This is a genomic window from Dactylosporangium fulvum (assembly GCF_025137375.1).
GTDB classification, from domain to species: domain Bacteria; phylum Actinomycetota; class Actinomycetes; order Mycobacteriales; family Micromonosporaceae; genus Dactylosporangium; species Dactylosporangium fulvum.
Window position 1 is genome coordinate 9,583,055 of the sequence record NZ_CP073720.1, and the last position, 25,295, is coordinate 9,608,349.

At 71.8% G+C, this 25,295-nt stretch carries 24 protein-coding genes; 6 read left to right on the top strand and 18 right to left on the bottom strand.

Translation table 11 applies throughout. The features are described 5' to 3' along the window. Nucleotides 1-2: 2 nt before the first annotated feature. The 3 genes from tsaD to tsaB are packed head-to-tail and all read right to left on the bottom strand — an operon-like array spanning nucleotide 3 to nucleotide 2,147. Nucleotides 3-1,052 (bottom strand): tRNA (adenosine(37)-N6)-threonylcarbamoyltransferase complex transferase subunit TsaD, encoded by a 1,050-nt coding sequence (gene tsaD, locus Dfulv_RS44105; RefSeq protein ID WP_259859768.1) that lies wholly within the window; start codon nucleotides 1,050-1,052, stop codon nucleotides 3-5. Further along, nucleotides 1,036-1,491 carry a ribosomal protein S18-alanine N-acetyltransferase gene (gene rimI, locus Dfulv_RS44110; protein WP_259859769.1) on the bottom strand — a complete coding sequence of 152 codons (456 nt, stop codon included), beginning with the start codon at nucleotides 1,489-1,491 and terminating at the stop codon, nucleotides 1,036-1,038. Before rimI ends, tsaD begins: the two co-directional genes overlap by 17 nt. Then, entirely contained in the window at nucleotides 1,488-2,147 is a 660-nt protein-coding gene (gene tsaB / locus Dfulv_RS44115; protein WP_259859770.1) for a tRNA (adenosine(37)-N6)-threonylcarbamoyltransferase complex dimerization subunit type 1 TsaB, read from the bottom strand. Before tsaB ends, rimI begins: the two co-directional genes overlap by 4 nt. A 163-nt stretch (nucleotides 2,148-2,310) precedes the next feature. On the opposite strand from tsaB, the gene Dfulv_RS44120 reads away from it, so the two are divergent. Continuing rightward, complete coding sequence (locus Dfulv_RS44120) at nucleotides 2,311-4,380, top strand: Hsp70 family protein (protein ID WP_259859771.1); 2,070 nt, start codon at nucleotides 2,311-2,313, stop codon at nucleotides 4,378-4,380. A gap of 19 nt (nucleotides 4,381-4,399) precedes the next feature. Here Dfulv_RS44120 and Dfulv_RS44125 read toward each other — a convergent pair whose 3' ends face one another. Then, nucleotides 4,400-5,359, bottom strand: a complete 960-nt coding sequence (locus tag Dfulv_RS44125; protein ID WP_259859772.1) for a helix-turn-helix transcriptional regulator — start codon at nucleotides 5,357-5,359, stop codon at nucleotides 4,400-4,402. Between the two features lie 62 nt (nucleotides 5,360-5,421). Between Dfulv_RS44125 and Dfulv_RS44130 the strand changes: the two genes are divergently transcribed. Both Dfulv_RS44130 and Dfulv_RS44135 read left to right on the top strand, forming a co-directional pair. Then, a complete protein-coding gene (locus Dfulv_RS44130; protein ID WP_259859773.1) occupies nucleotides 5,422-5,979 on the top strand; it encodes a DinB family protein in 558 nt (185 codons plus the stop codon). A gap of 1 nt (nucleotide 5,980) precedes the next feature. Beyond that, nucleotides 5,981-6,418: a VOC family protein gene (locus Dfulv_RS44135; RefSeq protein WP_259859774.1), complete on the top strand. Its 438-nt coding sequence runs from the start codon at nucleotides 5,981-5,983 to the stop codon at nucleotides 6,416-6,418. A 34-nt stretch (nucleotides 6,419-6,452) separates the two neighbouring features. Here Dfulv_RS44135 and tsaE read toward each other — a convergent pair whose 3' ends face one another. The 12 genes from tsaE to Dfulv_RS44195 form a co-directional block, all read right to left on the bottom strand. Then, complete coding sequence (gene tsaE / locus Dfulv_RS44140; RefSeq protein WP_259869416.1) at nucleotides 6,453-6,923, bottom strand: tRNA (adenosine(37)-N6)-threonylcarbamoyltransferase complex ATPase subunit type 1 TsaE; 471 nt, start codon at nucleotides 6,921-6,923, stop codon at nucleotides 6,453-6,455. Between the two features lie 8 nt (nucleotides 6,924-6,931). Beyond that, nucleotides 6,932-8,002: an alpha/beta fold hydrolase gene (locus Dfulv_RS44145; protein ID WP_259859775.1), complete on the bottom strand. Its 1,071-nt coding sequence runs from the start codon at nucleotides 8,000-8,002 to the stop codon at nucleotides 6,932-6,934. Further along, the gene (gene alr, locus Dfulv_RS44150; RefSeq protein WP_259859776.1) at nucleotides 7,999-9,123 is read right to left on the bottom strand and encodes an alanine racemase; all 1,125 of its coding nucleotides are present in this window, start codon (nucleotides 9,121-9,123) and stop codon (nucleotides 7,999-8,001) included. Before alr ends, Dfulv_RS44145 begins: the two co-directional genes overlap by 4 nt. Nucleotides 9,124-9,209: 86 nt before the next feature. Further along, nucleotides 9,210-10,646: an NAD(P)H-hydrate dehydratase gene (locus tag Dfulv_RS44155; protein WP_259859777.1), complete on the bottom strand. Its 1,437-nt coding sequence runs from the start codon at nucleotides 10,644-10,646 to the stop codon at nucleotides 9,210-9,212. Next, nucleotides 10,643-11,038: a holo-ACP synthase gene (locus Dfulv_RS44160; RefSeq protein ID WP_259859778.1), complete on the bottom strand. Its 396-nt coding sequence runs from the start codon at nucleotides 11,036-11,038 to the stop codon at nucleotides 10,643-10,645. The genes Dfulv_RS44155 and Dfulv_RS44160 overlap by 4 nt, the downstream gene beginning before the upstream one ends. Nucleotides 11,039-11,193: 155 nt before the next feature. Beyond that, nucleotides 11,194-13,107 carry a glutamine--fructose-6-phosphate transaminase (isomerizing) gene (gene glmS, locus Dfulv_RS44165; protein ID WP_259859779.1) on the bottom strand — a complete coding sequence of 638 codons (1,914 nt, stop codon included), beginning with the start codon at nucleotides 13,105-13,107 and terminating at the stop codon, nucleotides 11,194-11,196. Nucleotides 13,108-13,213: 106 nt separating this feature from the next. Continuing rightward, complete coding sequence (locus tag Dfulv_RS44170) at nucleotides 13,214-13,972, bottom strand: SDR family oxidoreductase (protein WP_259859780.1); 759 nt, start codon at nucleotides 13,970-13,972, stop codon at nucleotides 13,214-13,216. Between the two features lie 13 nt (nucleotides 13,973-13,985). Then, nucleotides 13,986-15,332 carry a phosphoglucosamine mutase gene (gene glmM / locus Dfulv_RS44175; protein WP_259859781.1) on the bottom strand — a complete coding sequence of 449 codons (1,347 nt, stop codon included), beginning with the start codon at nucleotides 15,330-15,332 and terminating at the stop codon, nucleotides 13,986-13,988. Nucleotides 15,333-15,418: 86 nt separating this feature from the next. Continuing rightward, entirely contained in the window at nucleotides 15,419-15,916 is a 498-nt protein-coding gene (gene rpsI, locus Dfulv_RS44180; RefSeq protein ID WP_319805732.1) for a 30S ribosomal protein S9, read from the bottom strand. Between the two features lie 20 nt (nucleotides 15,917-15,936). After that, nucleotides 15,937-16,380 carry a 50S ribosomal protein L13 gene (gene rplM, locus Dfulv_RS44185; RefSeq protein WP_259859782.1) on the bottom strand — a complete coding sequence of 148 codons (444 nt, stop codon included), beginning with the start codon at nucleotides 16,378-16,380 and terminating at the stop codon, nucleotides 15,937-15,939. A 158-nt stretch (nucleotides 16,381-16,538) separates the two neighbouring features. Then, entirely contained in the window at nucleotides 16,539-17,876 is a 1,338-nt protein-coding gene (locus Dfulv_RS44190) for a nitrate/nitrite transporter (protein ID WP_259859783.1), read from the bottom strand. 316 nt (nucleotides 17,877-18,192) lie between these two features. After that, on the bottom strand, nucleotides 18,193-18,885 hold the full coding sequence (locus tag Dfulv_RS44195) for a hypothetical protein (protein ID WP_259859784.1): 693 nt from the start codon (nucleotides 18,883-18,885) through the stop codon (nucleotides 18,193-18,195). Between the two features lie 357 nt (nucleotides 18,886-19,242). Here Dfulv_RS44195 and nirB point away from each other — a divergent pair, with 357 nt between their 5' ends. Genes nirB through Dfulv_RS44210 form a run of 3 tightly spaced genes read left to right on the top strand, consistent with a single transcriptional unit; the run spans nucleotide 19,243 to nucleotide 23,182 of the window. Further along, nucleotides 19,243-21,705, top strand: a complete 2,463-nt coding sequence (nirB, locus tag Dfulv_RS44200) for a nitrite reductase large subunit NirB (RefSeq protein ID WP_259869435.1) — start codon at nucleotides 19,243-19,245, stop codon at nucleotides 21,703-21,705. Further along, entirely contained in the window at nucleotides 21,702-22,043 is a 342-nt protein-coding gene (nirD, locus tag Dfulv_RS44205) for a nitrite reductase small subunit NirD (RefSeq protein ID WP_259859785.1), read from the top strand. Before nirB ends, nirD begins: the two co-directional genes overlap by 4 nt. Then, nucleotides 22,040-23,182 (top strand): uroporphyrinogen-III synthase, encoded by a 1,143-nt coding sequence (locus tag Dfulv_RS44210; RefSeq protein WP_259859786.1) that lies wholly within the window; start codon nucleotides 22,040-22,042, stop codon nucleotides 23,180-23,182. Before nirD ends, Dfulv_RS44210 begins: the two co-directional genes overlap by 4 nt. A gap of 117 nt (nucleotides 23,183-23,299) precedes the next feature. Here Dfulv_RS44210 and Dfulv_RS44215 read toward each other — a convergent pair whose 3' ends face one another. Then, complete coding sequence (locus Dfulv_RS44215) at nucleotides 23,300-23,545, bottom strand: DUF2630 family protein (RefSeq protein WP_259859787.1); 246 nt, start codon at nucleotides 23,543-23,545, stop codon at nucleotides 23,300-23,302. A gap of 94 nt (nucleotides 23,546-23,639) precedes the next feature. Further along, complete coding sequence (locus tag Dfulv_RS44220; RefSeq protein WP_259859788.1) at nucleotides 23,640-25,295, bottom strand: ABC-F family ATP-binding cassette domain-containing protein; 1,656 nt, start codon at nucleotides 25,293-25,295, stop codon at nucleotides 23,640-23,642.

Sequence of the window (25,295 nt, forward strand, 5' to 3'; positions counted from 1 at the left end):
CCTTACGCGGTCACCGCAGTGACCGGCATCGCGGAGTCGGACGGCAACCCGAGGTCGCCCGGCGCGGCACCGGCGGCGACCAGGTGGGAGCCGAGCGCGGCGACCATCGCCCCGTTGTCGGTGCAGAGCTTGGGCCGCGGCACGCGCAGCGTGATGCCGTATTTGTCGCAGCGCTCCTGGGCCAGCGACCGGATACGCGAGTTGGCCGCCACGCCGCCGCCGATCACCAGCGTCTCGATCCCGTGCTCGCGGCAGGCGTCGACCGCCTTGGCGGTGAGCACGTCGCAGACGGCCTCCTGGAAGCTGGCGGCGACGTCGTTGACCGGCACCGGCTCCCCCGCCCGTTGCCGTGCCTCGACCCACCGCGCGACGGCGGTCTTCAGCCCGGAGAACGAGAAGTCGAACCGGTGCTCCACCAGGTCGCGGGGTGCGGTGAGCCCGCGCGGGAACGGGATGGTCAGCTGCCCCTCCCGCGCGGCCCGGTCGATCGGCGGCCCGCCCGGGAACGGCAGCCCGAGCAGCCGGGCCACCTTGTCGAACGCCTCGCCGGCCGCGTCGTCGATGGTCGCGCCGAGCGGGACCACCCCGCCCGCCAGGTCGTCGACGCGCAGCAGGGAGGAGTGGCCGCCGGAGACGAGCAGCGCGATCGCCGGCTCCGGCAGCGCGCCGTGCTCCAGCGTGTCGACGGCCACGTGGGCCGCGAGGTGGTTGACGCCGTAGATCGGCTTGCCGGCCGCCAGCGCATAGGCCTTCGCGGCGGCCACGCCGACGAGCAGCGCACCGGCCAGCCCCGGCCCCGCGGTCACCGCGATCGCGTCGACGTCGGAGAGGGTCACGCCCGCCTGGTCGAGCGCCCGCTGCATGGTCGGCACCATCGCCTCGAAGTGCGCCCGGCTGGCGACCTCGGGCACCACCCCGCCGAAGCGGGCGTGCTCGTCGACGCTGGACGCGATCTCGTCGGCGAGCAGGGTGTGCCCGCGCACGATCCCGACGCCGGTCTCGTCGCAGGACGTCTCGATGCCCAGAACCAAGGGCTCAGTCTTTGTGGTCACGCATCATCACCAGTGCATCCGTGTTGCTGGGCTGGTAGTAGCCGCGGCGGACGCCGACGGCCTCGAAGCCGTAGCCGGCATAGAGCTTCTGGGCGGGCGCGTTGTCGACCGCCACCTCGAGCAGGACCTGCCGCGCGCCGCGGGCCTCCGCCTCGGCGAGCAGCGCCTCGAGCAGGTGCCGGCCGATCCCGCGCCGCTGGGCGTCCTTGCGCACCCCGATGTTCTGGATCCAGGCCTCGTCCGGCGGCGCGAACGCCAGCCCGGCATAACCGAGCACCCGGTCGTCGTCGAGGGCCACGAGATAATGGTGGCCGCCGGCCAGCTCGTTCCAGAACATGGCGGCCGACCAGCGCTCCTCGCCGAACAGCTCGTCCTCGATCGGCAGCAGCTGCTCGATGTGGAACCACCGCAGCTCCGCGAGCTCGACCGCCCGGGTCACTGCAGCGCCGGCTTCCGTTCACCGGGCGCCACGGCGTCGGGGCGGCGCAGGTAGAGCGGGGTGAGCGTCTCGCCGGGCGCCTTGTCCAGGATCCGCTCGGCGGCGAGCTCGGCCAGGGCCTGGACCGACGGGTGTCGCGGGCCGGTGATCGGCAGCCGCAGCACCGCCTCGTATCGCTCGGCGCCCTCGCCTGCCGCGGCCGTCACGCCTGCCAGTGCGGCCGCGACCGCGTCGGGCTTCGCCACCTCGGGCTCACCGTCGCGGACGCCGTCGGTGTAGGTCGCCCAGTAGATCTCCTTGCGGCGCGCGTCGGTCGCGACCAGCACCCGGCCGGACAGTCGGTGGCCGATGGCGTCGAGGGAGCAGACGCCGTAGACCGGGAGGGCGAGCGCATGGCCCAGCGCCGCGGCGGTGACGAGACCGGCGCGCAGCCCGGTGAACGGCCCGGGGCCCACGCCGGCCACCACGGCGGCCAGGTCGCCGGCCGTTTTGCCGCAGTCGGCCAGGACGGCGGTGATCTGCGGGGCCAGCAGCTCGCCGGCACCGCGGGCGTCGACGGTCACCCGCTCATCGAGCAGGGTCACACCATCGTCACCGACCGTGACAAGTCCCGCGGTCACCGCGGGGGTCGCCGTGTCCACCACCATCACCAGCACGGCCCAACTGTAGAGGAGCCCGCCGGCAATCCCGGCCGGTGACCCGTACATTGCGTTGTCACAACCACGATCAGTTAACCGGGCTGCAACGAGCGAGTCTTACCATCGGCCGACATCTACGCAGGGTGGCGTCCCTCTACGCAGCATGCGTCAGGAGTGCCGGATGACTGAGCCGATCCTGGTCGTGGACATGGGCTCCTGGGCCGTGTCCGCCGCTGTCGCCGTACAAGACCAGCTCCATCCGGTGCGTGAGCCGCTCACCGGATCGCTGCGCTGGCCCGGCAGCGCGGCCCTGCAGACCGGTGGCGGGCGCCCCCGGCTGCTCGTCGGGGGCGCCGCCGAGCAGGCCCGTGACCAGCAGCCCCGGCACTACGTCGACGGGGTCCGCCGCGCGGTCGACGCCAACGCGCCCCTCTGGCTCGGCGACCAGCTGCTCAACGGGGCCGAGCTGGTCTCCTCGGTGCTCGACGCGATCCTCGAGGAGGCCCGCCGCGTCTACGGCCCGATCGCGCGGGTCGTCGTGACCGCGCCCACCGGGTACCGCACCCACGACCCCCGGCGCGAGGTGATCGTCTCCGCCGCCTCCGTGTCCGGCTACCCCGACGTCGAGCTCGTCTGCGACGCCACCGCGGCGGTGCTCGACCCGATGACGCTGATGGAGGTCCCGGAGGGCGGCTATGTGCTGGTCTGCGACCTGGGTGCCACCTGGAGCGCGACGCTCACCCAGATCCAGCGGGGCCAGCCGGTCCCGCTGAGCCAGGAGAGCTCCGGCAGCGGCCGCGACCTCGACGTGGTGCTCGCCGCCGACCTGCGGGCCACGCTGGCGGACTGGGTCGAGCCGGCCTTCGCCGCCGGCGGCGACACGAGTGTCCGGGCCAACTTCCACGCCCTCGACATCGTCCGGCAGCTCAAGCACCGGCTCAGCGAGGTGCCGGAAGCCAGTGACCACATCGAGCCGGGCGCTCCGCCGTACCACATGGATCGCCACCTGCTGGATCAGCTCACCGAGCCGGCGACGCGGTGGCTCGTCGCCAGTTGCCGGGCGGTCGTCGCGCGGGCGGGCATCGTGCCGTCCGACGTGGCTGCGGTGCTGCTCGTCGGCGGCGGGTCCTACCTGCCGAACATCGGGCCGGCGCTGCACAACGGCATCGGCCGGCCGGTGACCCGGCCCGCCGAACCGGAGCTGGCGGTGCTGCGCGGCGCGGCGGCCTGGACCCGGGCGCGGACCGGTCGCGCCGTCCCCGCCGACCCGCCGCCGTGGCGGGTCGAGCCGCTGTCCTGGACCGTGCCGGACGGCCGCGGGCGCCTGGTCCGCTGGCTGGTCAAGGAGGGCGAGGGGTACGGCCGCGGCGCCGCCCTCGCCCAGGTCCGCACAGCCGACGACCGGGTCTTCGAGCTCACCGCCGGCCGGACCGGCGGCATCCTGCTGGAGCAGCGGATCCCGATCGGCAACATGGTGGTGTCCGGCACCATCGCGGCACACGTGCGGATCGAGCCGACCGTCGAGCGGTTCCAGCTGGCGAAGCGCCACCACATGCGGGTCGACGGCGACTGGCTGCTCATGCCGGACCGCCGGATGCTCGTCGAGTGCTCACGGACCGGCGAATACGTCAAGGTCCGCGCCATCGACAGCGGCGCGCTCGTCACCGAGCTGCGGCCCGGCCGCGCCGGTCGCGCGCTGCACGGCCAGGTCGCGCTCGGTCCCAACCACCAGCTGGCCCTGGTGACGTGGGACGGCGACGGCCACTTCGCGGTCTGGGACGTGCTGTCCGGCCGGATGACGAGCAGCTTCTCCGATGCGCACAAGCCCGATGCGGTACTGGTGAACGAGGCCGAATGGCGCCTCGTGGCCACCGGCGAGGGCGCGGCGAGCGTCGGCCGCTACCGCCGGGACGTGGCCACGGTGTGGGATCTCGCCACCGGCGCCCGCCTCGACCGGATCGTGGGCGAGGACCTGCCGAGGCGCTTCACCGGCTACTCGGGCACCAGCCGCGCCGACGCGTTCGCCGCCGAGACGGCCAGCCCCGACGGGCGGCTCAAGGCGGCGACGTCCGACGGCACGCTGTCGGTGCGCGACGCCGAGACCGAGGCGGAGATCTTCCGCGCCGAGTTGCCCCCGGCCCGCGAGGTCAGCACGGCGTTCTGCCACGCGGGCCGCCACCTGCTGGCTCGCGGTACCGACGCCGACGGCGCGTGGGTCGACGTCTGGGAGGTCCTCCAGCCCGCCGCCTAGCCGGTGCGGGTCAGGACACTCAGCCGGTCCCGGCGATCGCCGCGAGGCGGCGGGCGAGCAGGGCGGCGGCCTCCCGCAGCTCCGGAGGCTCCAGCACCTCCGTCTCGAAGCCCAGCCGGGCCACGTGCATGGCGAGCCAGCCCAGGTCCTCCCCGCCGACGACGAGCACGCACCACCCGTCGCGATCGTCCTCGACCCGCCCCACCTGGGGCGGCACCAGCTCCCGCACCTGGTCGGGCCGGGCGTGCAGCCGCACCCGGGCGAGGTACCGGTACGGCGCCTCGGTCACGGACCGCTGCACGTAGGCGACCGGGTCCGGATGCTCCCTCGCCCGGAAGCGCCAGGTCGTCGCCACCACCTCGCGCATCCGGTCCAGCCGGAAGGTGCGCCAGTCGTCGCGGTCGACGTCCCGGGCCATCAGGTACCAGCGGCGGCCGGTGGTGACCATCCGCACCGGTTCGACCGTCCGCTCGCACTCCCCGCCGTCACGGCCGGAATACCGGAACCGCACCCGCACGGCGTCACGACAGGCCCGCGCGAGCGTCACCAGCAGCTCCGCGTCGATCTCGACCCCGGGGCCGACGAGGGTCTCGGTGGCGCCGTGCACCGCCCGCACCTCGGCGCGCAGCCGGGGCGGCATCACCTGGTCGAGCTTCGCGAGCGCCCGCAGCGCGGCCTCGGCCGCCCCGGCGACCGTGCCCCCCGACGCCAGCCGCAGGGAAACCGCCGTCGCGATCGCCTCGTCGTCGTCGAGGAGCAGCGGCGGCAGCCGGGTGCCCGCACCGAGCTGGTAGCCGCCGCCGACGCCCGCCGACGCGTGCACGGGATAGCCGAGCGTGCGCAGCCGCTCCACGTCGCGGCGCACCGAGCGGTCGGTGACCCCCAGCTCGGTGGCGAGCTCGGCGGCGGTCCAGGACGGCCGCCGCTGCAGCAGCGCCAGCAACCGCAGCACCCGCTCGGTCGTCGCCTCGACGGTCACGCGCTCATCGTTCCACAGATCACGGAACGTTCCTGTCCGCTATAGGCGACAGGCTGGAGCACATGACCGACCAAACCTGGAATCCGCTGCTCCGAGAGCAGCTCACCTGGCACTGGACCAACCAGCTGCGCGATCGCCTCGACGGACTCACCGACGACGAGTACTTCTGGGAGCCGGCGCCCGGCTGCTGGAGCGTGCGCCCGGGCGCCGGCGCCGCCATGACCATCGACTTCATGATGCCGGTGCCCGACCCGGCACCGTTCACGACGATCGCCTGGCGACTCGGGCACGTGATCGTCGACGTGCTCGCGGCCCGCAATGCCGCGCAGTTCGGTCGCGCGCCCATCGACCGCCGGTCGTTCGATTACGCCGCGACCGCGGCCGAGGCACTGGCCCAGCTCGACGCCGAGTACGCCACGTGGACGGCCGGGGTCGAGTCCCTCGGCGAAGCCGGCCTCGCCCGCCCGTGCGGTGCGACCGAAGGACCATACGCCGAATTCCCTCTGGCAGTTTTGGTACTGCACATCAACCGTGAGCTGATCCACCACCTGGCCGAGGTGTGCCTGCTCCGCGACCTTCACGTGCACACACACCAACTGACCCGGCAGGAGGCGAGCTGAGATGGCCCGCGACGTCCAGTTCACGTTCGACTGCGCCGACCCGGCCGGGCTGGCGGCCTTCTGGGCCGAGGCCCTCGGCTACCAGGTGCAGGGCCCGCCCGCGGGCTTCGAGTCCTGGGACCAGGCCCTGGACGCGATGGGGGTGCCGCCCGAGCTCCGCAACGACGCCTCGGCGGTGGTCGACCCCGAGGACTCCGGGCCGCGGGTGTTCTTCCAGCGGGTGCCGGAGCGCAAGCAGACCAAGAACCGCGTGCACCTCGACGTGCGAGCCGCCCCCGGGCTCGCGGGCGACGCGCGGATGGCGGCCCTGGAGACGGAGGCCGAGCGGCTCGTCTCCCACGGCGCCACCCGGCTCGAGCGCCACGAGCCGGCTCCTCCGCTCGACGCCGGTCACATCGTGATGGCCGACCCCGAGGGCAACGAGTTCTGCCTCGACTGATCAGCCGTGCGGCGGGACCGGCGACGTCCAGCTGTCACCGGGCGCCCATGCCCGCCAGGCGGGCGTCCCAGTCGCCGCCGCGCGGGATCAGGGCCACCACCCTGGCGTCGTCGTCACGGCGGTCCAGGCGAACCTCCAGGTGCTCGTCGCTGAGCTGCTCGACCAGGCCCTCGCCCCACTCCACCAGCGTGACCGAGTCCTCCAGCGTCGCGTCGAGGTCCAGCGCGTCCACCTCACCCAGCGGATCCCGCACGCCGCCGAGGCGGTAGGTGTCCACGTGGACCATGGGCACCTTGCCGCCGCCGGCGGTGTCGGGCTGGTGGACACGGGCGATCACAAACGTCGGCGAGGTCACGTCGCCGCGCACGTGCAGGCCCGCGCCGACGCCCTGCGCCAGCGCCGTCTTGCCGGCACCGAGCGGGCCGGTCAGGACCACCAGGTCGCCCGCTCGGAGCACGGCGGCCAGTTCCCGGCCGAAGGCGCGTGTGTCGTCCACGGTGGACAGAATTCGGCTCACTGCTCCAGCACTTTCGTCAAGAACGTGTCCATGGCGTCGTTGACCGCGTCGGCGTGCTCGAGCAGCACGACGTGGCCGCCGTCGGCGACGATCATCAGCTCGGCCTCCGGCAGCACCGACGCTATCTCGCGGGTGTGGGTGAGCGGTGTCAACACGTCGCGGTCGCCGCAGACGAGCAGCACCGGCACCGAGCGCAGCGGGCCCAGCAGCAGCAGGCGCGCGTGCGTGTAGAGGGTGCGGAGGTACCGCGCGATGACGTCGGTCGACGTCTTCGAGTTCATCTTCTCGACGTACGACACCAGGGCCGGGCTGGGGCGCGCGGTCCCGAAGCCGTACCGCCGGGTGAGCAGCCAGGCCAGGTCGGTCGACGCATGGCGGGCCCGGTCGATGACGGCCGAGCTGATCGGGCCGGCGAACCCGATGATCGGCAGCAGCGGCCGGCGGAACTTCGCCACGACGTCGGGCAGGCCGAAGTTGACCTGGTCGAGCTTGCCGGCCGAGGTCGAGATCAGCACGGCCGCCTCGACCCGGTTCTCGAACAGCTCCGGCACCTGCTCAGCCAGAGCCATGATCGTCATGCCGCCCATCGAGTGGCCGACGAGCACCACCGGGCCGGTCGGCGCGGTCGCCTGCAGCACCGCACGCAGGCCGGCACCGAGCGCGTCGAGCGTGTACTCGCCCTTGTTCAGCTTGCCCGAGCGGCCGTGGCCCGGCTGGTCGTAGAAGACCATGCGGTACTCGCCCTCGAACGCCTTGCGCTGGAAGTGGAACGTCCCCATGTCCAGGCAGAAGCCGTGCACAAAAACGAGTGTCGCCTCGCTCGGGCCGTCGACAACCTCGACGTGCAGGTCGATGCCGTCGTCGGTGGTGACGGTCAGTTCCTCGTCGAAGTCCCAGACGCCGAACTCCTCGTCGGCGTAGACGTCGTCGGCCTTCTTCGAGCGGTTGACGAAATACCGCTCGGCCGCGACCCCGGCGGCAACACCCGCGGCGGCAAGGCCGACGATCGCGCCGATGATGCCGGCCTTGCGCCGTTTGCTGCCCTTGGCGACCTCAACATCCGTCATACCGGCTCCCCTACGTAGATCCGCGGCGTCCGCTCGCTGCCCATCCGCGTCACGATCTCGTAGTTGATGGTGTCGCCGGCCAGCGCCCAGTCATCGGCGGTCGGCTCGCCCTCCGTGCCGGCGCCGAACAGCACCGCCTCGTCTCCGACGCGCACCTCGTCGTCGCCGCAGTCGACGACGACCTGGTCCATGCAGACCCGCCCGACGATGCGCCGGACCTTGCCGGCCAGCCAGACGGGGCCCCGGCTGCTCACCGAGCGCGGGACGCCGTCGCCGTAGCCCAGCGGCACCAGTGCCAGGGTGGTGTCCTTCAACGTCTTGTACGTGTGCCCGTAGGAGACGCCCTCGCCCGCGGACACGGACTTCACGAGCGCCACCCGGGCGTGGACACTCATCGCCGGACGCAGCGCCGGGCCGACGCCGGGAATGGGCGAGAGCCCGTATGTGGAGAGGCCGACCCGCACCAGGTCGAAGTGGCTGTCGGGCAACGTGACGGCGGCGGCCGAGTTGGCGAGGTGCCGCAGGCGGGGTGCGATCCCGAACCGCGCGGCGGTGTCGACAGCCTCGTGGAACGCCGCCAGCTGCCGCCCGATCGAGGGGTGCCCCGGCTCGTCCGCACACGCGAAGTGGCTCCACGCGCCGACGACCTCGACGTGCCCGTCGGCCTGCGCCTTGGCGGCCTGCTCGACCAGCGCCGGCCAGTCGGCGGGATGAGCGCCGTTGCGCGAGAGCCCGGTGTCGACCTTGAGATGGACGCCGGCCACACTCCCGACCTTGCGGGCACCCCGCACGATCTCGTGGAGCGTCCCGATCGAGGACGCGGAGAGGTCGACTCCTTGCTCGACCGCTTCGTGCAGCGGCCGTCCCGGGCTGTGCAGCCACGCGAGCACCGGCGCGGTGATGCCGTCGGCCCGCAGTCGCAGGGCCTCGTCGAGGGTCGCGACCCCGAGCCAGGTGGCACCGGCCTGGAGCGCGGCCCGGGCGACGGGCAGCATGCCGTGGCCGTAGGCGTCCGCCTTGACGACGGTCATGAGGTGGGTGTGCGGCGCGAGGAGACCACGCAGAGTCACCACGTTGTGCCGGATCGCATCAAGATCGATCCGAACCTGCGCCTGCCACATCCCCCTAGGGTAAGGGCTAACCCGGAGGGTGGATCAGTACGCTCGCGTCACATTACGGTGGGCAGTGGACCTCTACCCCAGCCGAGTCAGGTCGCCCGCAGCGAACGGACCGCCGGGCGCAGGTGCGCCGCCACATTCGCGGCCGTCACCGGGCCCTCCTCGGCCGCCAGGCGGCCGGCCAGGCCGTGGACAAAAGCGGCCGCCGTCGCGGCGTGCTCCGCCGGCAGACCCGCCGCCAGGAGGGAGCCGAGCAGACCGGTCAGCACGTCGCCCGTGCCGCCGGTGGCCAGCGCCGGGGTGCCGGTCGGGTTGACGAAGACCCGGCCGTCGGGGGTCGCGATGATCGTGCGGTCGCCCTTGAGCAGTACCACCGATTCCATCCGCTCCGCGAGGTGCGCCGCGGCGCCGATGCGGTCGTCACCCGGAGCGCCGCCGGCCAGCCGCTGGAACTCGCCGTCGTGCGGGGTGACCACCGTCGGCGCGTCGCGGCCGCGCAGCCAGTCTGCCATCCGCGCGTCGACGAGCAGCGTGAGCGCGTCGGCGTCGAGGACCGCGGGCACCGGCGTGCCGAGGACCGTGCGCACTTCGGTGTAGGCCCGTTCGTCACTGCCGAGGCCGCTGCCGCACGCCCATGCCTGCACCCGGCCGGCGTCGGCGACCCGGTCCGTCGGGATGACGGGCGGGTGGTGGAAACGGACCTGCTCGATGGCAGTGCCCGCGTAGCGGACCAGGCCCGCGGGACCGGCCAGGGCACCCGCGACCGAGAGGACGGCGGCGCCGGGGTAGCGATCGGAGCCGGTGGCGATGCCGACGACGCCGCGGGAGTACTTGTTGTCGTTGGCAACCGGCCGCGGCCACCAGGCGGCGACGTCGTCGGCCTCGGGGACGTACAGGGCGGGATCACCCTCGAGATATGGGGCGAGGCCGATGTCGACCAGCTCGACCAGGCCGCTGTGCACCGCGCCGGCACCGACGAGCAGGCCGGGCTTGAGGGCGCCGAAGGTGACGGTGACGTCGGCGCGGACGGCCATGCCGGTGACCGCGCCGGTGTCGGCGTCGACGCCGGACGGGACGTCGACCGCGATGACCGGGGCGCCACGCAGTGCGCCGGAGACCGCGGCGACCTGACTCGCCGCGGGCTCGCGCAGCCCACCGCGGCCGCCGATGCCAAGGATGCCGTCGACGACGAGGTCCACTGTGGACGGCACGTCGCGGACCACGGATCCGCCCGCGTTCCGCAGGTCGGCGAGGCCCTCGCGGTGGACCCGGTCGGGATCGAGCAGCAGCGCCCGGACCCGGGCACCGCGCCGCGCGAGCCGCGCGCCCGCGTAGAGCGTGTCGCCGCCGTTGTTGCCGGGCCCGACCAGCAGGAGGACGCTGCTGCCGTACACCTGCGGCAACGACGCGGCACAGCGGCGCGCCAACCCCGCCGCGGCACGCTGCATGAGCGCGCCGCCGGGCAGGGTCTTCATCAGCGCCTCTTCGGCGGCGCGGACCTGGGCGACGCGCCAAGCAGCTCTCATTCGTGGCTCCTTGAGTCGGTGGACAGCCGTTCCGCGACCACCATGGCCGACGCGATCCCGCCGTCGTGGGACAGCGACAGGTGCCACCGCGAGATCCCGAGCTCGGCGGCGGCCTGGGCGACGGTGCCGGAGACGGTCAGCCACGGCCGGCCGTCGGGGTCGGTGACGATCTCGCAATCGTGCCAGTGCAGTCCGCCGGGCGCGCCGAGGGCCTTCGCGACGGCCTCCTTGGCCGCGAACCGGGCCGCGAGCGACTCCGCCGAGCGCGGGTTGCCCGAGCCGGTGACCCGCTCGGCGGCGGTGAACAGGCGATCGGCGAGCAGCGGTGTGCGGTCGAGCGCCTTGCCGAACCGCTCGACCAGGACCACGTCGATGCCGACGGACACGATCACGGCTCCTACCTTGTCACACCGGAAGACGGCCTATCCGACGGTCCGGAAGGAGCGCTTGGCGAAGCCCGTCATGGAGCCGTCGATGGTGGTGCGGACCGGCCGGTCCGGGTCGCGCGTCGGCAGGCTGAACTGGAGCACCGGGACCGCACCCGGGGTCACTCGACGGTGACGGACTTCGCCAGGTTGCGGGGCTGGTCGACGTCGTGGCCGCGGGCCGCCGCGATCTCACAGGCGAGCACCTGCAGCGGGACCGTGGTGACGAGCGGGGCGAGCAGGGTCGGGGTGACCGGCACGTAGAAGAGGTGGTCCGCGTACGGCGCGACGGCCGTGTCCCCCTCTTCCGCGATCACGATCGTGCGGGCGCCACGGGCCCGGACCTCCTGGATGTTGGAGACGACCTTGTCGTGCAACACGCCCCGGCCGCGCGGCGAGGGCACCACGCAGACGACCGGCGTGCCCTTGTCGATCAGCGCGATCGGCCCGTGCTTCAGCTCACCGGCGGCGAAGCCCTCGGCGTGCATGTACGCAAGCTCCTTGAGCTTCAGGGCGCCCTCCAGCGCGACCGGGTAGCTCACGTGCCGGCCGATGAACAGCACGCTCTTCGCCTCGGCCAGCTCACGGGCCAGCTCACGGATCGGCTCCATCGTCGACAGGACCTGCTCGACCTTCTTCGGCATCTCCTGGAGCTGGGCGACGACCGCGGCCACCTCGTCGGCGTACTTCACGCCGCGCACCTGCGCGAGGTGCAGGCCGACGAGGTAACAGGCGACGAGCTGGGTGAGGAAAGCCTTGGTCGACGCGACCGCGATCTCCGGGCCGGCGTGGGTGTAGAGCACTGCGTCGGACTCACGCGGGATGGTCGAGCCGTTGGTGTTGCAGATCGCGAGAACGCGCGCCTTCTGCTCCTTCGCGTGGCGCAACGCCATGAGGGTGTCCATCGTCTCGCCGGACTGCGAGATCGCCACGACGAGCGTCGAGCGGTCGAGGACCGGGTCGCGGTAGCGGAACTCGCTGGCCAGCTCGACCTCGCACGGGATGCGCGTCCAGTGCTCGATGGCGTACTTCGCGACCATGCCCGAGTGGTACGCCGTGCCGCAGGCGACGATGAACACCTTGTCGACGTCGCGCAGGTCCTGGTCGGACAGGCGCACCTCGTCGAGCAGCAGGTCGCCGTGCTCGTTGAGCCGGCCGAGCAGCGTCTCGGCGACGGCGTGCGGCTGCTCGGCGATCTCCTTGAGCATGAAGTAGTCGTAGCCGCCCTTCTCGGCGGCGGAGGCGTCCCAGTCGATGTGGAAGGTCTTGCCCTCCGCCGGGTTGCCGAGGAAGTCGGTGATGACGATGTCGTCGCCGCTGATCAGCACGACCTGGTCCTGACCCAGCTCGACGGCCTCGCGGGTGTGCTCGATGAAGGCGGACACGTCACTGGCGAGGTAGTTCTCGCCGGTGCCGCGACCGACGACCAGCGGCGAGTTGCGCCGGGCGCCGACAACCACCCCGGGGGCCTGCACGTCGACGGCGAGCAGCGTGAACGCGCCCTCCAGCCGGCGGCAGACCGCGCGCATCGCCTCGGCGAGCCGCTCGCCCGGCGTGGCGCCCTCGGCCGACTGCAGCTCGATGGCGAGCAGGTGCGCCGCGCACTCGGTGTCGGTGTCGGACGCGAACTCGATGCCGGTCGACTCGATCTCGGCGCGCAGCTTCGCGAAGTTTTCGATGATGCCGTTGTGGATCACCGCGACCCGGCCGTCGGCGGAGCGGTGGGGGTGGGCGTTGCGGTCGGTGGGTCCGCCGTGGGTGGCCCAGCGGGTGTGGCCGATGCCGGTGGTGCCGAGGGCCAGTCCGGCCGTCGACTCCTCCTGCAGCGCCTTCTCCAGGTTGGCGAGCTTGCCGGCGCGCTTCGCGGTGAGCAGCTCACCGTCGAGGTCACGCGCCGCAGGCGTCGACCGGTCCGGGTCGGTGGTGACGACGGCGACACCGGCCGAGTCGTAACCGCGGTACTCCAGCCGCCGCAGCCCGTCCAGAACGATGTTCAGGGCCGGACGCGCGCCGGCGTACCCCACGATTCCGCACATGGAGGTACCGTAGCAGAAAATCACGCAGGACCCGTGCGCGAAAGTGTCGTCATTGCGCACGAGTCCTGCGCATAATCGGCCGATTGTACGCCGGAGCCACCCCCTGCTACGCGATGGGCGAGCGGATCTGCGCACCGCCGTCGACGACCAGGGCCTGGCCGGTCATCCAGCGCGATGCCGGTCCGGCGAGGAACGTGATGACGCCGGCCACGTCGTCGGGCTCACCGATTCGCCCGAGCGGCAGTTTCGCGTTGAGAAGGTCCTCGTTGTTCTCCCACAGGCCGCGCGCGAGCTGTGTGCGCACGATGCCGGGGGCGACGGCGTTGACACGGACGCCCGGGGCGAGCTCGGCCGCCATCTGCCGGGTGAGGTGGATGACGGCGGCCTTGGTGGCGTTGTAGTAGCCGATGCCGGGCTCGGTGAGCAGGCCGCCGACCGACGCGACGTTGACGATCACGCCGCCGCGGGACGCCATCGACGCCTTCCACACCAGCTGGCTCCACAGGACGACGCCGAACTGGTTGAGCCGGACGGTCTTCTCCGCCCGTACCGGATCGATCTCCATCAGCGGACCGAAGTACGGGTTGGTGGCGGCGTTGTTCACCAGGACGTCGACGGCGCCGAAGCGCTCCACCGCCGCGTCGACCACGGCGGCGGCCTGGTCGGGCTCGGCGGCGTGCGCGGTGTGGGTGAGCACGCCGACGCCGGGGAACCGGTCGCCGATCTCGGCCGCGACGGCGTCGAGGGTGTCGATCTTGCGGGAGGTCAGCGCGACGTTGCAGCCTTCGGCGGCGAAGGCCATGGCGCTGGCCTTGCCGATGCCGCGAGAGGCACCGGTGACGAGGACGGTGCGGGCATTGGTCATGCGCCGCAGGTTACTACTGGGTAGGCGACACCGCCCGAACGACGGCGGCGATCCGCTCGGCCGCCTCCTTGGCGGTCCCCTGCGTGCCCGCCTCGACCATGACCCGCACGAGCTGCTCGGTGCCCGAGGGGCGCAGCAGCACCCGGCCGGTGCCGCCGAGCTCGGCCTCGACCTGCTTGGCGGCGTCGAGCACCTGCGGCGACTTCGCGGCGGCCGAGCGGTCGAGCACCGGGACGTTGATCATCACCTGAGGCAGGCGGTGCACGACCGAGGCGAGATCCTTCAGGCTCCGCCTCGTCGTTGTCATGCGGCCCATGAGGTGCAGCGCGGTCAGCACGCCGTCGCCGGTGGTCGCGAAGGCCGGCATCACGATGTGCCCGCTCTGCTCCCCGCCGAGGGCGAGGCCCTTGGCCCGCAGCTCCTCCAGCACGTATCGGTCGCCGACCCGGGTCTCCAGCAGCCGGATGCCGGCCTCGGCCATGGCCAGCTTCAACCCCAGGTTGCTCATGACGGTGGCGACGAGCGTGTCCTCGGTGAGGGTGCCCGCGTCGCGCATCGCGAGCGCGAGGATCGCCATGATCTGGTCGCCGTCGACGTCGGCGCCGTCGGCCGCGACCGCGATGCAGCGATCGGCGTCACCGTCGTGCGCGATGCCCAGGTCGGCGCCGTGCTCGACCACGGCCGCCCGGAGCTGCTCGAGATGGTTGGAGCCGCAGTCCTCGTTGATGTTGAGGCCGTCGGGGTCGGCGTTGATCGCGATCACCGAGGCCCCGGCCCGGCGGTACGCCTCCGGGGCGGCCGACGAGGCGGCGCCGTTGGCGCAGTCCACCACGACCTTCAGCCCGGCGAGCGGACTGGGCAGCGAGGTGAGCAGGTGACGGACGTAGCGGTCCTCACCCTCGGCATAGTCGGTGACCCGGCCGATGCCCGCGCCCGTGGGACGGAGATGGGTGCGGTCGTCGATCAGCCGCTCGATCTCGTCCTCGACCTCGTCGGGGAGCTTGTGACCGCCGGCGGCGAAGAGCTTGATGCCGTTGTCGGGCATCGGGTTGTGCGAGGCGGAGAGCATCACGCCGATGTCGGCACCGAGGACACCGGTGAGGTACGCGACAGCGGGTGTCGGCAGCACACCCACCCGGACGACGTTGGCACCGGCGCTGGTCAGGCCGGCCACGACGGCCGCCTCCAGCATCTCGCCGCTGGCCCGCGGGTCACGGCCCACGACGGCGACCGGGGCGTGGGAGCGGTCGTGCTCGAACAGCGCTTGCGCGGCCGCGATGGCGACGGCCATCGCCAACTCGGGAGTCAGATCGGCGTTTGCCCGCCCACGAACCCCGTCGGTGCCGAAGAGTCGCCCCATTGCGTACCTCCCATGGTTCGGACTTCCGCGCAGCGCAAATCGGCCGGGCGCCCACCTCTAGGGTGGCACCCGGCCGAAAGGCTTGATTAGCGCTTCGAGTACTGCGGGGCCTTGCGGGCCTTCTTCAGACCGTACTTCTTGCGCTCCGTGGCGCGAGCGTCACGGGTCAGGAAGCCCGCCTTCTTCAGCGCCGCCCGGTCGTCGGGCTCGTTCTCGACGAGGGCCCGGGCGATCGCCAGCCGCAGCGCACCGGCCTGGCCGGTGGTGCCGCCGCCGCGGAGGTTGGCGTAGACGTCGACCGTCTCGGCCTTCTCCACGATCACCAGCGGCTCGCGGACCGACTGCTGGTGGACCTTGCTCGGGAAGTAGTTCTCCAGCTCGCGACCGTTGAGCTGGAACTTGCCCGTGCCCGGCACGAGGCGGACCCGGACGATGGCCTCCTTGCGGCGGCCCACGGTCTGGATCGGCTGGCCTGCGCGACGCACCCGCGTGGGGGTGACAGCGGCAGTGGCAGCGGCGGGCGCCGGGGTCTCGACGGTCGCGACAGCGGCCGGGGTCGGGGCGTCGATGGTCTCGTCGGTCACGCTCTGTCCTTCGTCCGCGCTCACTGCGCGATCTGCTTGATCTCGAACGGCTTGGGCTGCTGAGCGGCGTGCGGGTGGTCGGCGCCCGCATACACCTTCAGCTTGCGGATCTGACGCGCGCCCAGGCGGTTGTGCGGGAGCATGCCCTTGACGGCCAGCTCGATCGCCCGCTCGGGGTGCTTGGTCAGCAGCTCCTCGTAGCCGACCGCCTTGAGACCGCCCGGGTAACCCGAGTGGCGGTAGGCGACCTTGCTCTGACGCTTGTTGCCGGTCAGCGCCACCTTGCCAGCGTTGATCACGATGACGAAGTCGCCGGTGTCAACGTGCGGGGCGAACGTCGGCTTGTGCTTGCCGCGCAGCAGCGTCGCAGCGTGCGTGGCCAGACGCCCGAGCACCACGTCAGTGGCGTCGATGACGTGCCACGTGCGCTCGATCTCACCCGGCTTCGGGCTGTACGTACCCACAGGTTTACCTTGTCTTCCACGTCGTCGGTTCCGGGGTGCGCTCTCGATGGCGGCGCTCAGCGCGCACGACCACCCAGCGTACCCGAACTAGGGGACGCCTTGTCATCGCACAACAGCAGTCCACGATACTCGGCGCCCCCCGCTCCTCAAAATCGGGGCTATACCCCCGACAGTCGCCCCGGTGACCTGCGCAGATAGACGAACCAGGTGACCGCGAAGCAGATCGCGTAGAACGCGAGGAATGCGATGTATGCCCCGTCGCCGGTCTTGTAGGCCAGGAACGACTCCCGGAAGGCGAGGTTCACCAGCACGCCGCCGGCCGCGCCGACCGCACCCGCGACGCCGATGAGCGCGGTCGCCAGGCGCCGGGACTCGTTCTCGTCCGAGACGTACTTCGCCTTGAAGATCGCCGGAATCATCTTGTACGTCGAGCCGTTGCCGACCCCGCTGAAGAGGAACAGGAACACGAACCCGGTCACGAACAGCGGCAGGGAGTGCTGCCGGGAGGCGACGAGCACGGTGGTCGCGCCGATCGCCATCAGGATGAAGTTCCAGAAGGTGACCCGGGCACCGCCGAAGCGGTCCGCGAGCAGGCCGCCGACCGGGCGGATGAGCGAGCCGAGCAGCGGGCCGATGAAGGTGAGGTAGGCCGCCTTGACCGGGGTGTCGAACTCGGCCTTGAACTGCACCTGCAGCACCTGCCCGAACGCGAAGCCGAAGCCGATGAACGATCCGAACGTGCCGATGTACAGCAGCGACATGATCCAGGCGTGACGGTCCTTGATGACGTCGCGCATGGCGCGCCTGTCGTTGGAGGCGTGCGTCAGGTTGTCCATGAACAGCGCTGCGCAGAGCGCGGCGACGATGATCAGCGGCAGGTAGATCAGCACGATCAACCGCGGGTGCGCGGCGCCCGCGGTGGCCAGGACGAGCAGGCCGACGAGCTGGACGGCGGGAACGCCGATGTTGCCGCCGCCCGCGTTGATCCCCAGCGCCCAGCCCTTGAGCCGCTGCGGGTAGAAGGCGTTGATGTTCGCCATCGACGAGGCGAAGTTGCCGCCGCCGACACCGGCGATCGAGGCCACGATCAGCAACGTGGTGAACGAGACGCCGGGCTCGAGCACGACGCCGGCGAGGATCGTGGGCACCACCAGCAGCAATGCGCTGAAAATGGTCCAGTTCCGGCCGCCGAAGGTCGCCACCGCGAAGGTGTACGGCAGGCGCAGCACCGCGCCGACGAGCGTCGGAGCGCTGGTGAGGAGGAACTTCTGGGCCGGGTCGAGACCGTACTCCGGCCCGAGGAACAGGACGAAGACCGACCAGAGGCTCCAGATCGAGAACCCGATGTGTTCGGACAGGATGGAGACGACGAGATTGCGCCGGGCGATCTTCGCCCCGGCCTGCTCCCAGAAGGCACGGTCTTCCGGGCGCCAGTCGTCGATCCAGCGACCGCCCCGCGAGGGCGGTGACGGCGCTTCTTCCACGGCGAGAGTCATGGCCGTGGATGTTATGGAATCCTCGTTACCACGGGTCGCACCGTTTGTTGTCGCACCTGAAACGTCTTTCTCGCCTTGGTCGCGGCCCCGGTTGTGAGATCCCGCCTCCCACCTCTCCCCTCCGGCGCGTCCCCCGTTCCACGCAGCCCCGTTCCGCGCGACCCGTTCCGCGCGACCCGTTCCGCGCGACCCGCTCCGCGCGATCTTGAAGTTGTGGCGCCCGAATTGCCCCGACATTTCGGATACTTCGGAACCACAACTCCAAGATCGCGCGGAACAGGCCGCGCGACGGGCTGCGCGCGACGGGCTGCGCGGGTCAGGACTTGGTGAAGGTCCAGGTGCCGGTGTCGGCGCCACCCTGCGGCGGGGAGAGCTTGAGGGTGTTGCCATCACAGTCGTACCGGCTCTTCTTGAGCACGGGCTGGGCGTCGACCGCGCCACCCGTGTCAGCGGTGCCGGAACCGGCGAACTCGCCGATAGACACCTTGTCGGCGACGCGGACCGCGGCGGGGGCGGTCATGTCGACGGTGACGGTCAGCGTGCTGAAGTCGACGGTGCCGGTCGGCTCGAGCGTGCCGCTCGGCGTGGTGGGGGTCTTGACCGTGCCGTTGACCTTGCCGCCGTACGAGAAGCTGCCCTTCACGTCGTTGCCGGAGACGGAGAACGTGAAGGTCACCGGCTGCATGGAGCCGAAGTCGACCTGCGTCTTGCCGGCCGAGTCGATGGTCAGCAGCGTGCCCCCGCCGCCCTGGAACGTGCCGTCGACCGGCCCGCTGAGCTTGCCGGTCAGGTTGCCGGCCTTCCAGGTGCCGACCAGGCAGGACGCCGCGGAACCGGGGTCGCTGCCGCCGCTCGAACCTGAGGCGCTGCTTGACGGAGCCGTCGAGGTGCTGCCGGAGGCACCGGCCGAGGTCGACGAGCCCGGTGTACCACCATTGCCACTACATCCGGCGAGCCCGATGCTGAACACCGCAACAGCCGCTGTGGCGACCTTGCCGGTTGTGCGCATCTACTTCCTCCTTGCTGTTACATAGGGGTCGGTGCTTGTTTACCCCGCTGCGAACCGTCGCCACCCTACCGTGCGAAGATCTGGCACATCCGTCCATACACTGGGATGACATCGATCATGATCGACGCCGCTCCGGCCACGGTTCGATAACCTCCTGCCCAGAGGCCGTGTGAGGCGCTCTTAGCAGGTAGGAAACATTCGGGACGTCCGACCGAAACCGCCCGAAGGCAGCCTTTTGGCCATGTCCGAAGCGGTTGCCACATGCTGCCCGGCCACCCCGTGCACGGAAACAGCACCGAAACGCTGTCGCCTTCCCCGCGTCACCGGGGGCAACGCATGAGTGACTCAAGCATGTCGATGCGTTCGAGGAAGGTCGTTGTTGTCGGCCACGGTATGGTCGGCCACCGGTTCGTCGAGGCGTTGCGGTCCCGCGACCCCGACGGGCGCTGGCAGATCACGGTCCTCGCCGAAGAGGGCCGGTCCGCCTACGACCGGGTGCGACTCTCGGCGTATTTCGACGGCGTCACGGCCGAGGAACTGACGTACACCGTGCCGGACGGCGTCGACCTGCGGCTCGGCGAGCCGGCACTGTCCGTGGACCGCTCGCGACGGTGCGTGGTGACGGCCCACGGTGAGTACGCCTACGACGCCCTCGTCCTGGCCACCGGCTCGTCCGCGTTCGTGCCCCCGATCAACGGCGTCGACCAGGCAGGCGTCTTCGTCTACCGCACGCTCGACGACCTGGAGGCGATCCGCGCGCACGCGGCGGGCAAGGAGGTCGGCGCGGTCATCGGCGGCGGGCTCCTGGGCCTGGAAGCGGCCAACGCGCTGCGCCTGCTCGGGCTGCGCACCCACGTGATCGAGTTCGCGCCGCGGCTCATGCCGGTGCAGGTCGACGAGGCGGGCGGCGCGGTGCTGCGCCGGCACGTCGAGGATCTGGGCGTCCGGGTGCACGTCGGCGCGGGCACCACCGCCATCCGGCAGACGACGCCCGGCGGCCGGCTCGGACTCACGCTCTCCGACGGCGGGCACGTCCCGGCCGACATCGTGGTGGTGGCCGCCGGCATCCGGCCGCGCGACGAGCTGGCCCGCGCCATGGGGCTCGCTACGGGGGCGCGCGGCGGGGTGATCGTCGACACGAGCTGCCGCACCGAGGATCCGGCGGTCTACGCGATCGGCGAGTGCGCCGAGATCAGCGGTCGCTGTTACGGCCTGGTAGCACCCGGTTACGCGATGGCCGAGGTCGTCGCGGACCGCCTGCTCGGCGGCGCCGCCGAGTTCCCCGGCGCGGACACGTCGACAAAGCTCAAGCTGCTGGGCGTCGACGTGGCGAGCTTCGGCGACGCACTGCGTGACGACCTGCTCGACGTCGTGTACCTGGACCCGGCCAACGGCAGGTACGCCAAACTCGTCCTCTCCGACGACGCGCAGACGCTGCTGGGCGGCATCCTCGTCGGCGACGCGAGCGCCTACCCGACGCTGCGTGCCAGCGTCGGCGGTCCGCTCCCCGGCCATCCGCTGACCCTGCTCGCGCCGCCGAGCGACGGCGCCGGCCAGGCCACGCTGCCCGACGGCGCGCAGGTCTGCTCCTGCAACGCCGTCACGAAGGGCCAGATCAAGGCGGCCATCGCCGACGGTTGCGCGGACATCGCGGAGCTGAAGTCGTGCACGCGGGCCGGCACCAGCTGCGGGTCGTGCGTACCGCTGCTGAAGCAACTCCTGGCGGAGAGCGGTGTCGCCGCAAGCAAGGCCCTGTGCGAACACTTCACGTATTCCCGCGCCGAACTGTTCGACATCGTCCGGGTCCGGGGCATCCACACGTTCTCGAAGCTGGTGGCCGAACACGGGACCGGCCGCGGGTGTGACATCTGCAAGCCGACGGTCGCCTCGATCCTGGCGTCGCTGCACAACGACTACGTGCTCGACGGTGAGCAGGCCGCGCTGCAGGACACCAACGACCACTTCCTCGCCAACATCCAGCGCAACGGCACCTACTCGGTGGTGCCGCGCATCCCCGGCGGGGAGATCACGCCCGACAAGCTCATCGTGATCGGCGAGGTCGCGCGGGACTTCAACCTCTACACGAAGATCACCGGCGGCCAGCGCATCGACCTGCTCGGCGCCCGTGTCGAGCAGCTCCCCGCGATCTGGAGCCGGCTGGTCGCGGCCGGATTCGAGTCGGGGCACGCCTACGGCAAGGCGCTGCGCACCGTGAAGTCGTGCGTCGGGTCGACCTGGTGTCGGTACGGCGTGCAGGACTCCGTCGGGCTGGCCGTCGAGCTCGAGCTGCGGTACCGCGGGCTGCGCGCCCCACACAAGATCAAGTCCGCGGTGTCCGGCTGCGCCCGCGAGTGCGCCGAGGCCAAGGGCAAGGACTTCGGCGTGATCGCGACCGAGAAGGGCTGGAACCTGTACGTCGGCGGCAACGGCGGGTTCCGGCCGCGCCACGCCGACCTGCTCGCCGCCGACCTGTCCACGGAGGAACTGGTCAGGCTGATCGACCGGTTCCTGATGTTCTACATCCGCACCGCCGACCGGTTGCAGCGCACGTCGGCGTGGATCGAGGCGCTGGACGGCGGACTGGACTACCTGCGCGCCGTCATCGTCGACGACTCCCTCGGCATCGCGGGCGAACTCGACGCGATGATGGCCCACCACATCTCGTCCTATGTGGACGAGTGGAAGGCCACGGTCGAGGACCCCGACCGGCTTGCGCGGTTCGTGTCGTTCGTCAACGCGCCCGATACCCCGGACCCGACGATCTCCTTCGTTTCCGAGCGCGGACAACCCGTGCCCGTCGTCCTAGGAGTGCGCTCATGAAGTGGACCGTCGTCTGCCCGTACCCCCGCCTGGAGCCGGAGCGCGGCGTGGCCGCACTGGTCAACGGGGCGCAAGTGGCGGTGTTCCGGGTCTTCGACGGTGGCGTGCACGCCATCGGCAACCTCGACCCGATCAGCGGCGCGGCGGTGCTCTCCCGGGGGATCGTCGGCAATCGCGGCGACGTGCCGGTGGTGGCCTCGCCGATGCACAAGCAGGCGTTCGACCTGCGCAGCGGCGAGTGCCTCGACGCACCGGGCGTGCGGGTGCCGGTCTTCCCGGTGCGGGTGCGTGACGGGCTGGTCGAGGTCGGCGCGCCGGAGCAGGCGGCCGGCACATGAGCGCGAGCAGCACGTTGGAAGCGCAGACCGCGTTCGGCGAGGACCTGCCTCTCGCGGGCTTCACCGTCGCCGTCACCGCAGACCGCCGCCGCGACGAACTGAGCGCCTTGCTGGAACGGCGGGGCGCTCGTGTCGTGCTCGCCCCGGCCCTGCGGATCGTCCCCGTCGCGGACGACACGGAGTTGAAGGCCGCCACGATCTCGTGCGTCGACGTCCCGCCGGAGATCGTCATCGCCACCACCGGTATCGGCCTGCGCGGCTGGATCGAGGCGGCGGAGGGCTGGGGGCTGGGTGAGGCCCTGCGCGCCCGGCTGAACGGCGCCTTCCTGATCGCCCGCGGTCCGAAGGCGAGGGGCGCGGTCCGTGCGGCCGGGATGATGGAGGCCTGGTCGCCGGACACGGAGAGCTGCGACGAGGTGCTCGACTTCCTGCTCGGCGGCGGCTTCCCCGGCGGCATCGCCGGTCGGCGGCTCGCCCTGCAGTTACACGGCGAGCCGCATCCCGAGTTCACCGCGGCGCTGCGTGACGCCGGTGCGATCGTCGTCGAGATCCCGGTCTACCGCTGGGCTCCCCCGGTCGACCCCGCGCCGCTGCGGCGGCTGGTCGACCTGACCTGCTCGCGGCTCGTCGATGCTGTGACGTTCACCTCAGCGCCTGCGGTCAGCTCGCTGCTGCGGGTCGCCGGCTCGGAGGCACCCGACGTGCTGGAAGCGCTGCGTACCGACGTGCTTGCGGCCTGTGTCGGACCGGTGACCGCCGCGCCGCTGAAGCGCCTCGGCGTGCCGGTGGCGGCCCCGTCGCGCGCCCGCCTGGGTGCCCTGGTCCGCATCCTGGTCGACGAGCTGCCCAAGCGCGCACCCACCCTGCACGTGGCGGGCGCGGCGGTCACGCTGCGCGGTCACGCCGCGATCATCGACGGCACCCTGAAGCCGCTGGCGCCGGGCCCGATGGCGGTCCTGCGCGCTCTGGCGGCCTCACCCGGCCGGGTCCTGTCCCGGGCCGCCCTACTGCGGGAGCTCCCGCGTGGCGCCGACGAGCACGCGGTGGAGATGGCCGTGGCCCGGCTCCGCGCTGCCCTCGGCGGCTCGGCGTTCGTCCAGACCGTGGTGAAGCGGGGCTACCGCCTGCGGGTGGACTGACCCCTCGTCGCCCTTCATCGCGTCGATCTCGCACTTGTGGTGCCGGGACACTCCGTATTCGTCCGGCTTATCAGGCACCACAACTGCTCGACCATCGCAGCGGGAGAGCAGAGCGGGCTACTGCAGGTAGTGCTCGACCTCGTCGAGCGAGTGCGCCTCGACCTCATCCGGTGAAACACCCTGCAGTCGCGCCGCCCGGCGCCGGCGCAGCAGGTCCCAGAGCTGGTCGAGCTGCGCCTCGACGGCCCGGAGCCGGTCGTGTTCCTCCTGCTCCGTGATCTTGCCCTGCTGCAGCTGGGTGCGCAGCTTGTGCTCATCGTCGACCAGCGTCGAGATCTGGTGGATCAACGTCTTCTCGTCCATGAGTTGCATCATCCACCAACCGCGCCGGATCCGGAGGAGTCGGAGGCGCCGACGTCACCACGCGGAGCGCCCGGCGGACCGCACACCCTGTCCGCTAACCGCGCCCCTCCCACACCGGCTCGGGCACCTCCACCACCTCACCGTCGGAGCGGAACAGCAGGTAACGGTCGAAGGAGCGGCTGAACCAGCGGTCGTGCGTCACGGCGATCACCGTCCCGGCGAAACTGCGCAGCCCTTCCTCCAGCGCCTCCGCGCTGGCCAGGTCGAGATTGTCCGTCGGCTCGTCGAGCAACAGCAGCGTCGCGCCGGACAGCTCCAGCAGCAGCACCAGGAACCGTGCCTGCTGGCCGCCGGACAGGGTGCCGAACCGCTGGTCGGCCTGCGCCGCCAGCTCGTACCGCGACAGCGCCGGCATCGCCTGCGGCCGCGGCAGGCCGTCCCGCCACTCGTCGCCCCGCCACAGGATCTCGGCGAGCGTCTTGTCCAGCAGCTCCGGCCGGTCGTGCGTCTGCGAGAAGTGGCCCGGCCGCACCCGCGCGCCCAGCCGGACGGCGCCCTCGTGCTCGACGGATGCCAGGGCGGCGCCGATCGGCGTCTCGACGGGGTCCGTGCCGCCCCGGGCCAGCAGCCGCAGGAAGTGCGACTTGCCGGTGCCGTTGCCGCCCAGGACCGCCAGGCGGTCGCCGTACCACAACTCCAGGTCGAACGGGTACGTCAGGCCGGAGAGTTCCAGCTGCTCGCAGACGACCGCGCGTTTGCCCGTCCGGCCGCCGGAGAGCCGCATCCGGATGTCCTGGTCCTTCGGCGGGCTGGGCGGCGGGCCGGCCTCCTCGAACTTGCGCAGCCGGGTCTGGGCCGCCTGGTATCGCGACGCCAGGCCGTCGTTGTAGGCGGCCTTGGTCTTGTACATCTGGACGAGCGCCTTGAGCTTCTCGTGCTCCTCGTCCCAGCGGCGACGCAGCTCGTCGAGCCGCTCGTGCCGCGCGACCCGCGCCTCGTGCCAGGAGGCGAAGCCGCCGGGATGGACCCACGCGGAGCCGCCCTCGACGGCCACCACCCGGTCGGCCGACTGGGCCAGCAGCTCCCGGTCGTGGGACACGTACAGGACGCTCTTCGGCGACTCCCGCAGCCGCTCCTCGAGCCAGCGCTTGCCGGGCACGTCGAGGAAGTTGTCGGGTTCGTCGAGCAGCAGCACCTCGTCCTCACCCCGCAGCAGGAGCTCGAGCGCGAAGCGCTTCTGCTGGCCGCCGGACAGGGTGCGCACCGGCCGGTCCTTCGCGAGGTCCCATGGCAGGCCGAGCGCGGCGACGCCGGCGGTGTCGAAGAGGACCTCGGCGTCGTAGCCGCCCGCCTCGCCCCAGGCGGCCAGCGCGTTGGCGTATCGCAACTGGGCCTTCTCGGCGGACGCGCCGGTGGCCTCGTGCATGGCGCGCTCGGCGGTGGCGAGCCGCTCCCCGGCGGCGCGCAGCCGCGGTGGCGCCAGGTCCAGGGCGAGGTCGTAGAGGGTGCGGTCGTCGCCGATCATGCCGATGAACTGGCGCATCACGCCGAGCCCGCCGGAGCGCGCGACGACGCCGGTGCGCACCGGGAGGTCGCCGGCGACCATCTTCAGCAACGTCGTCTTGCCCGCGCCGTTCGGCCCGACGAGCGCCACCTTCGCGCCCTCACCCACCCGGAACGACACCTCGGAGAACAGCTCACGGCCGTCCGGCAGCGTGTGCCCGACCCCGGCTACGTCGACATATCCCAC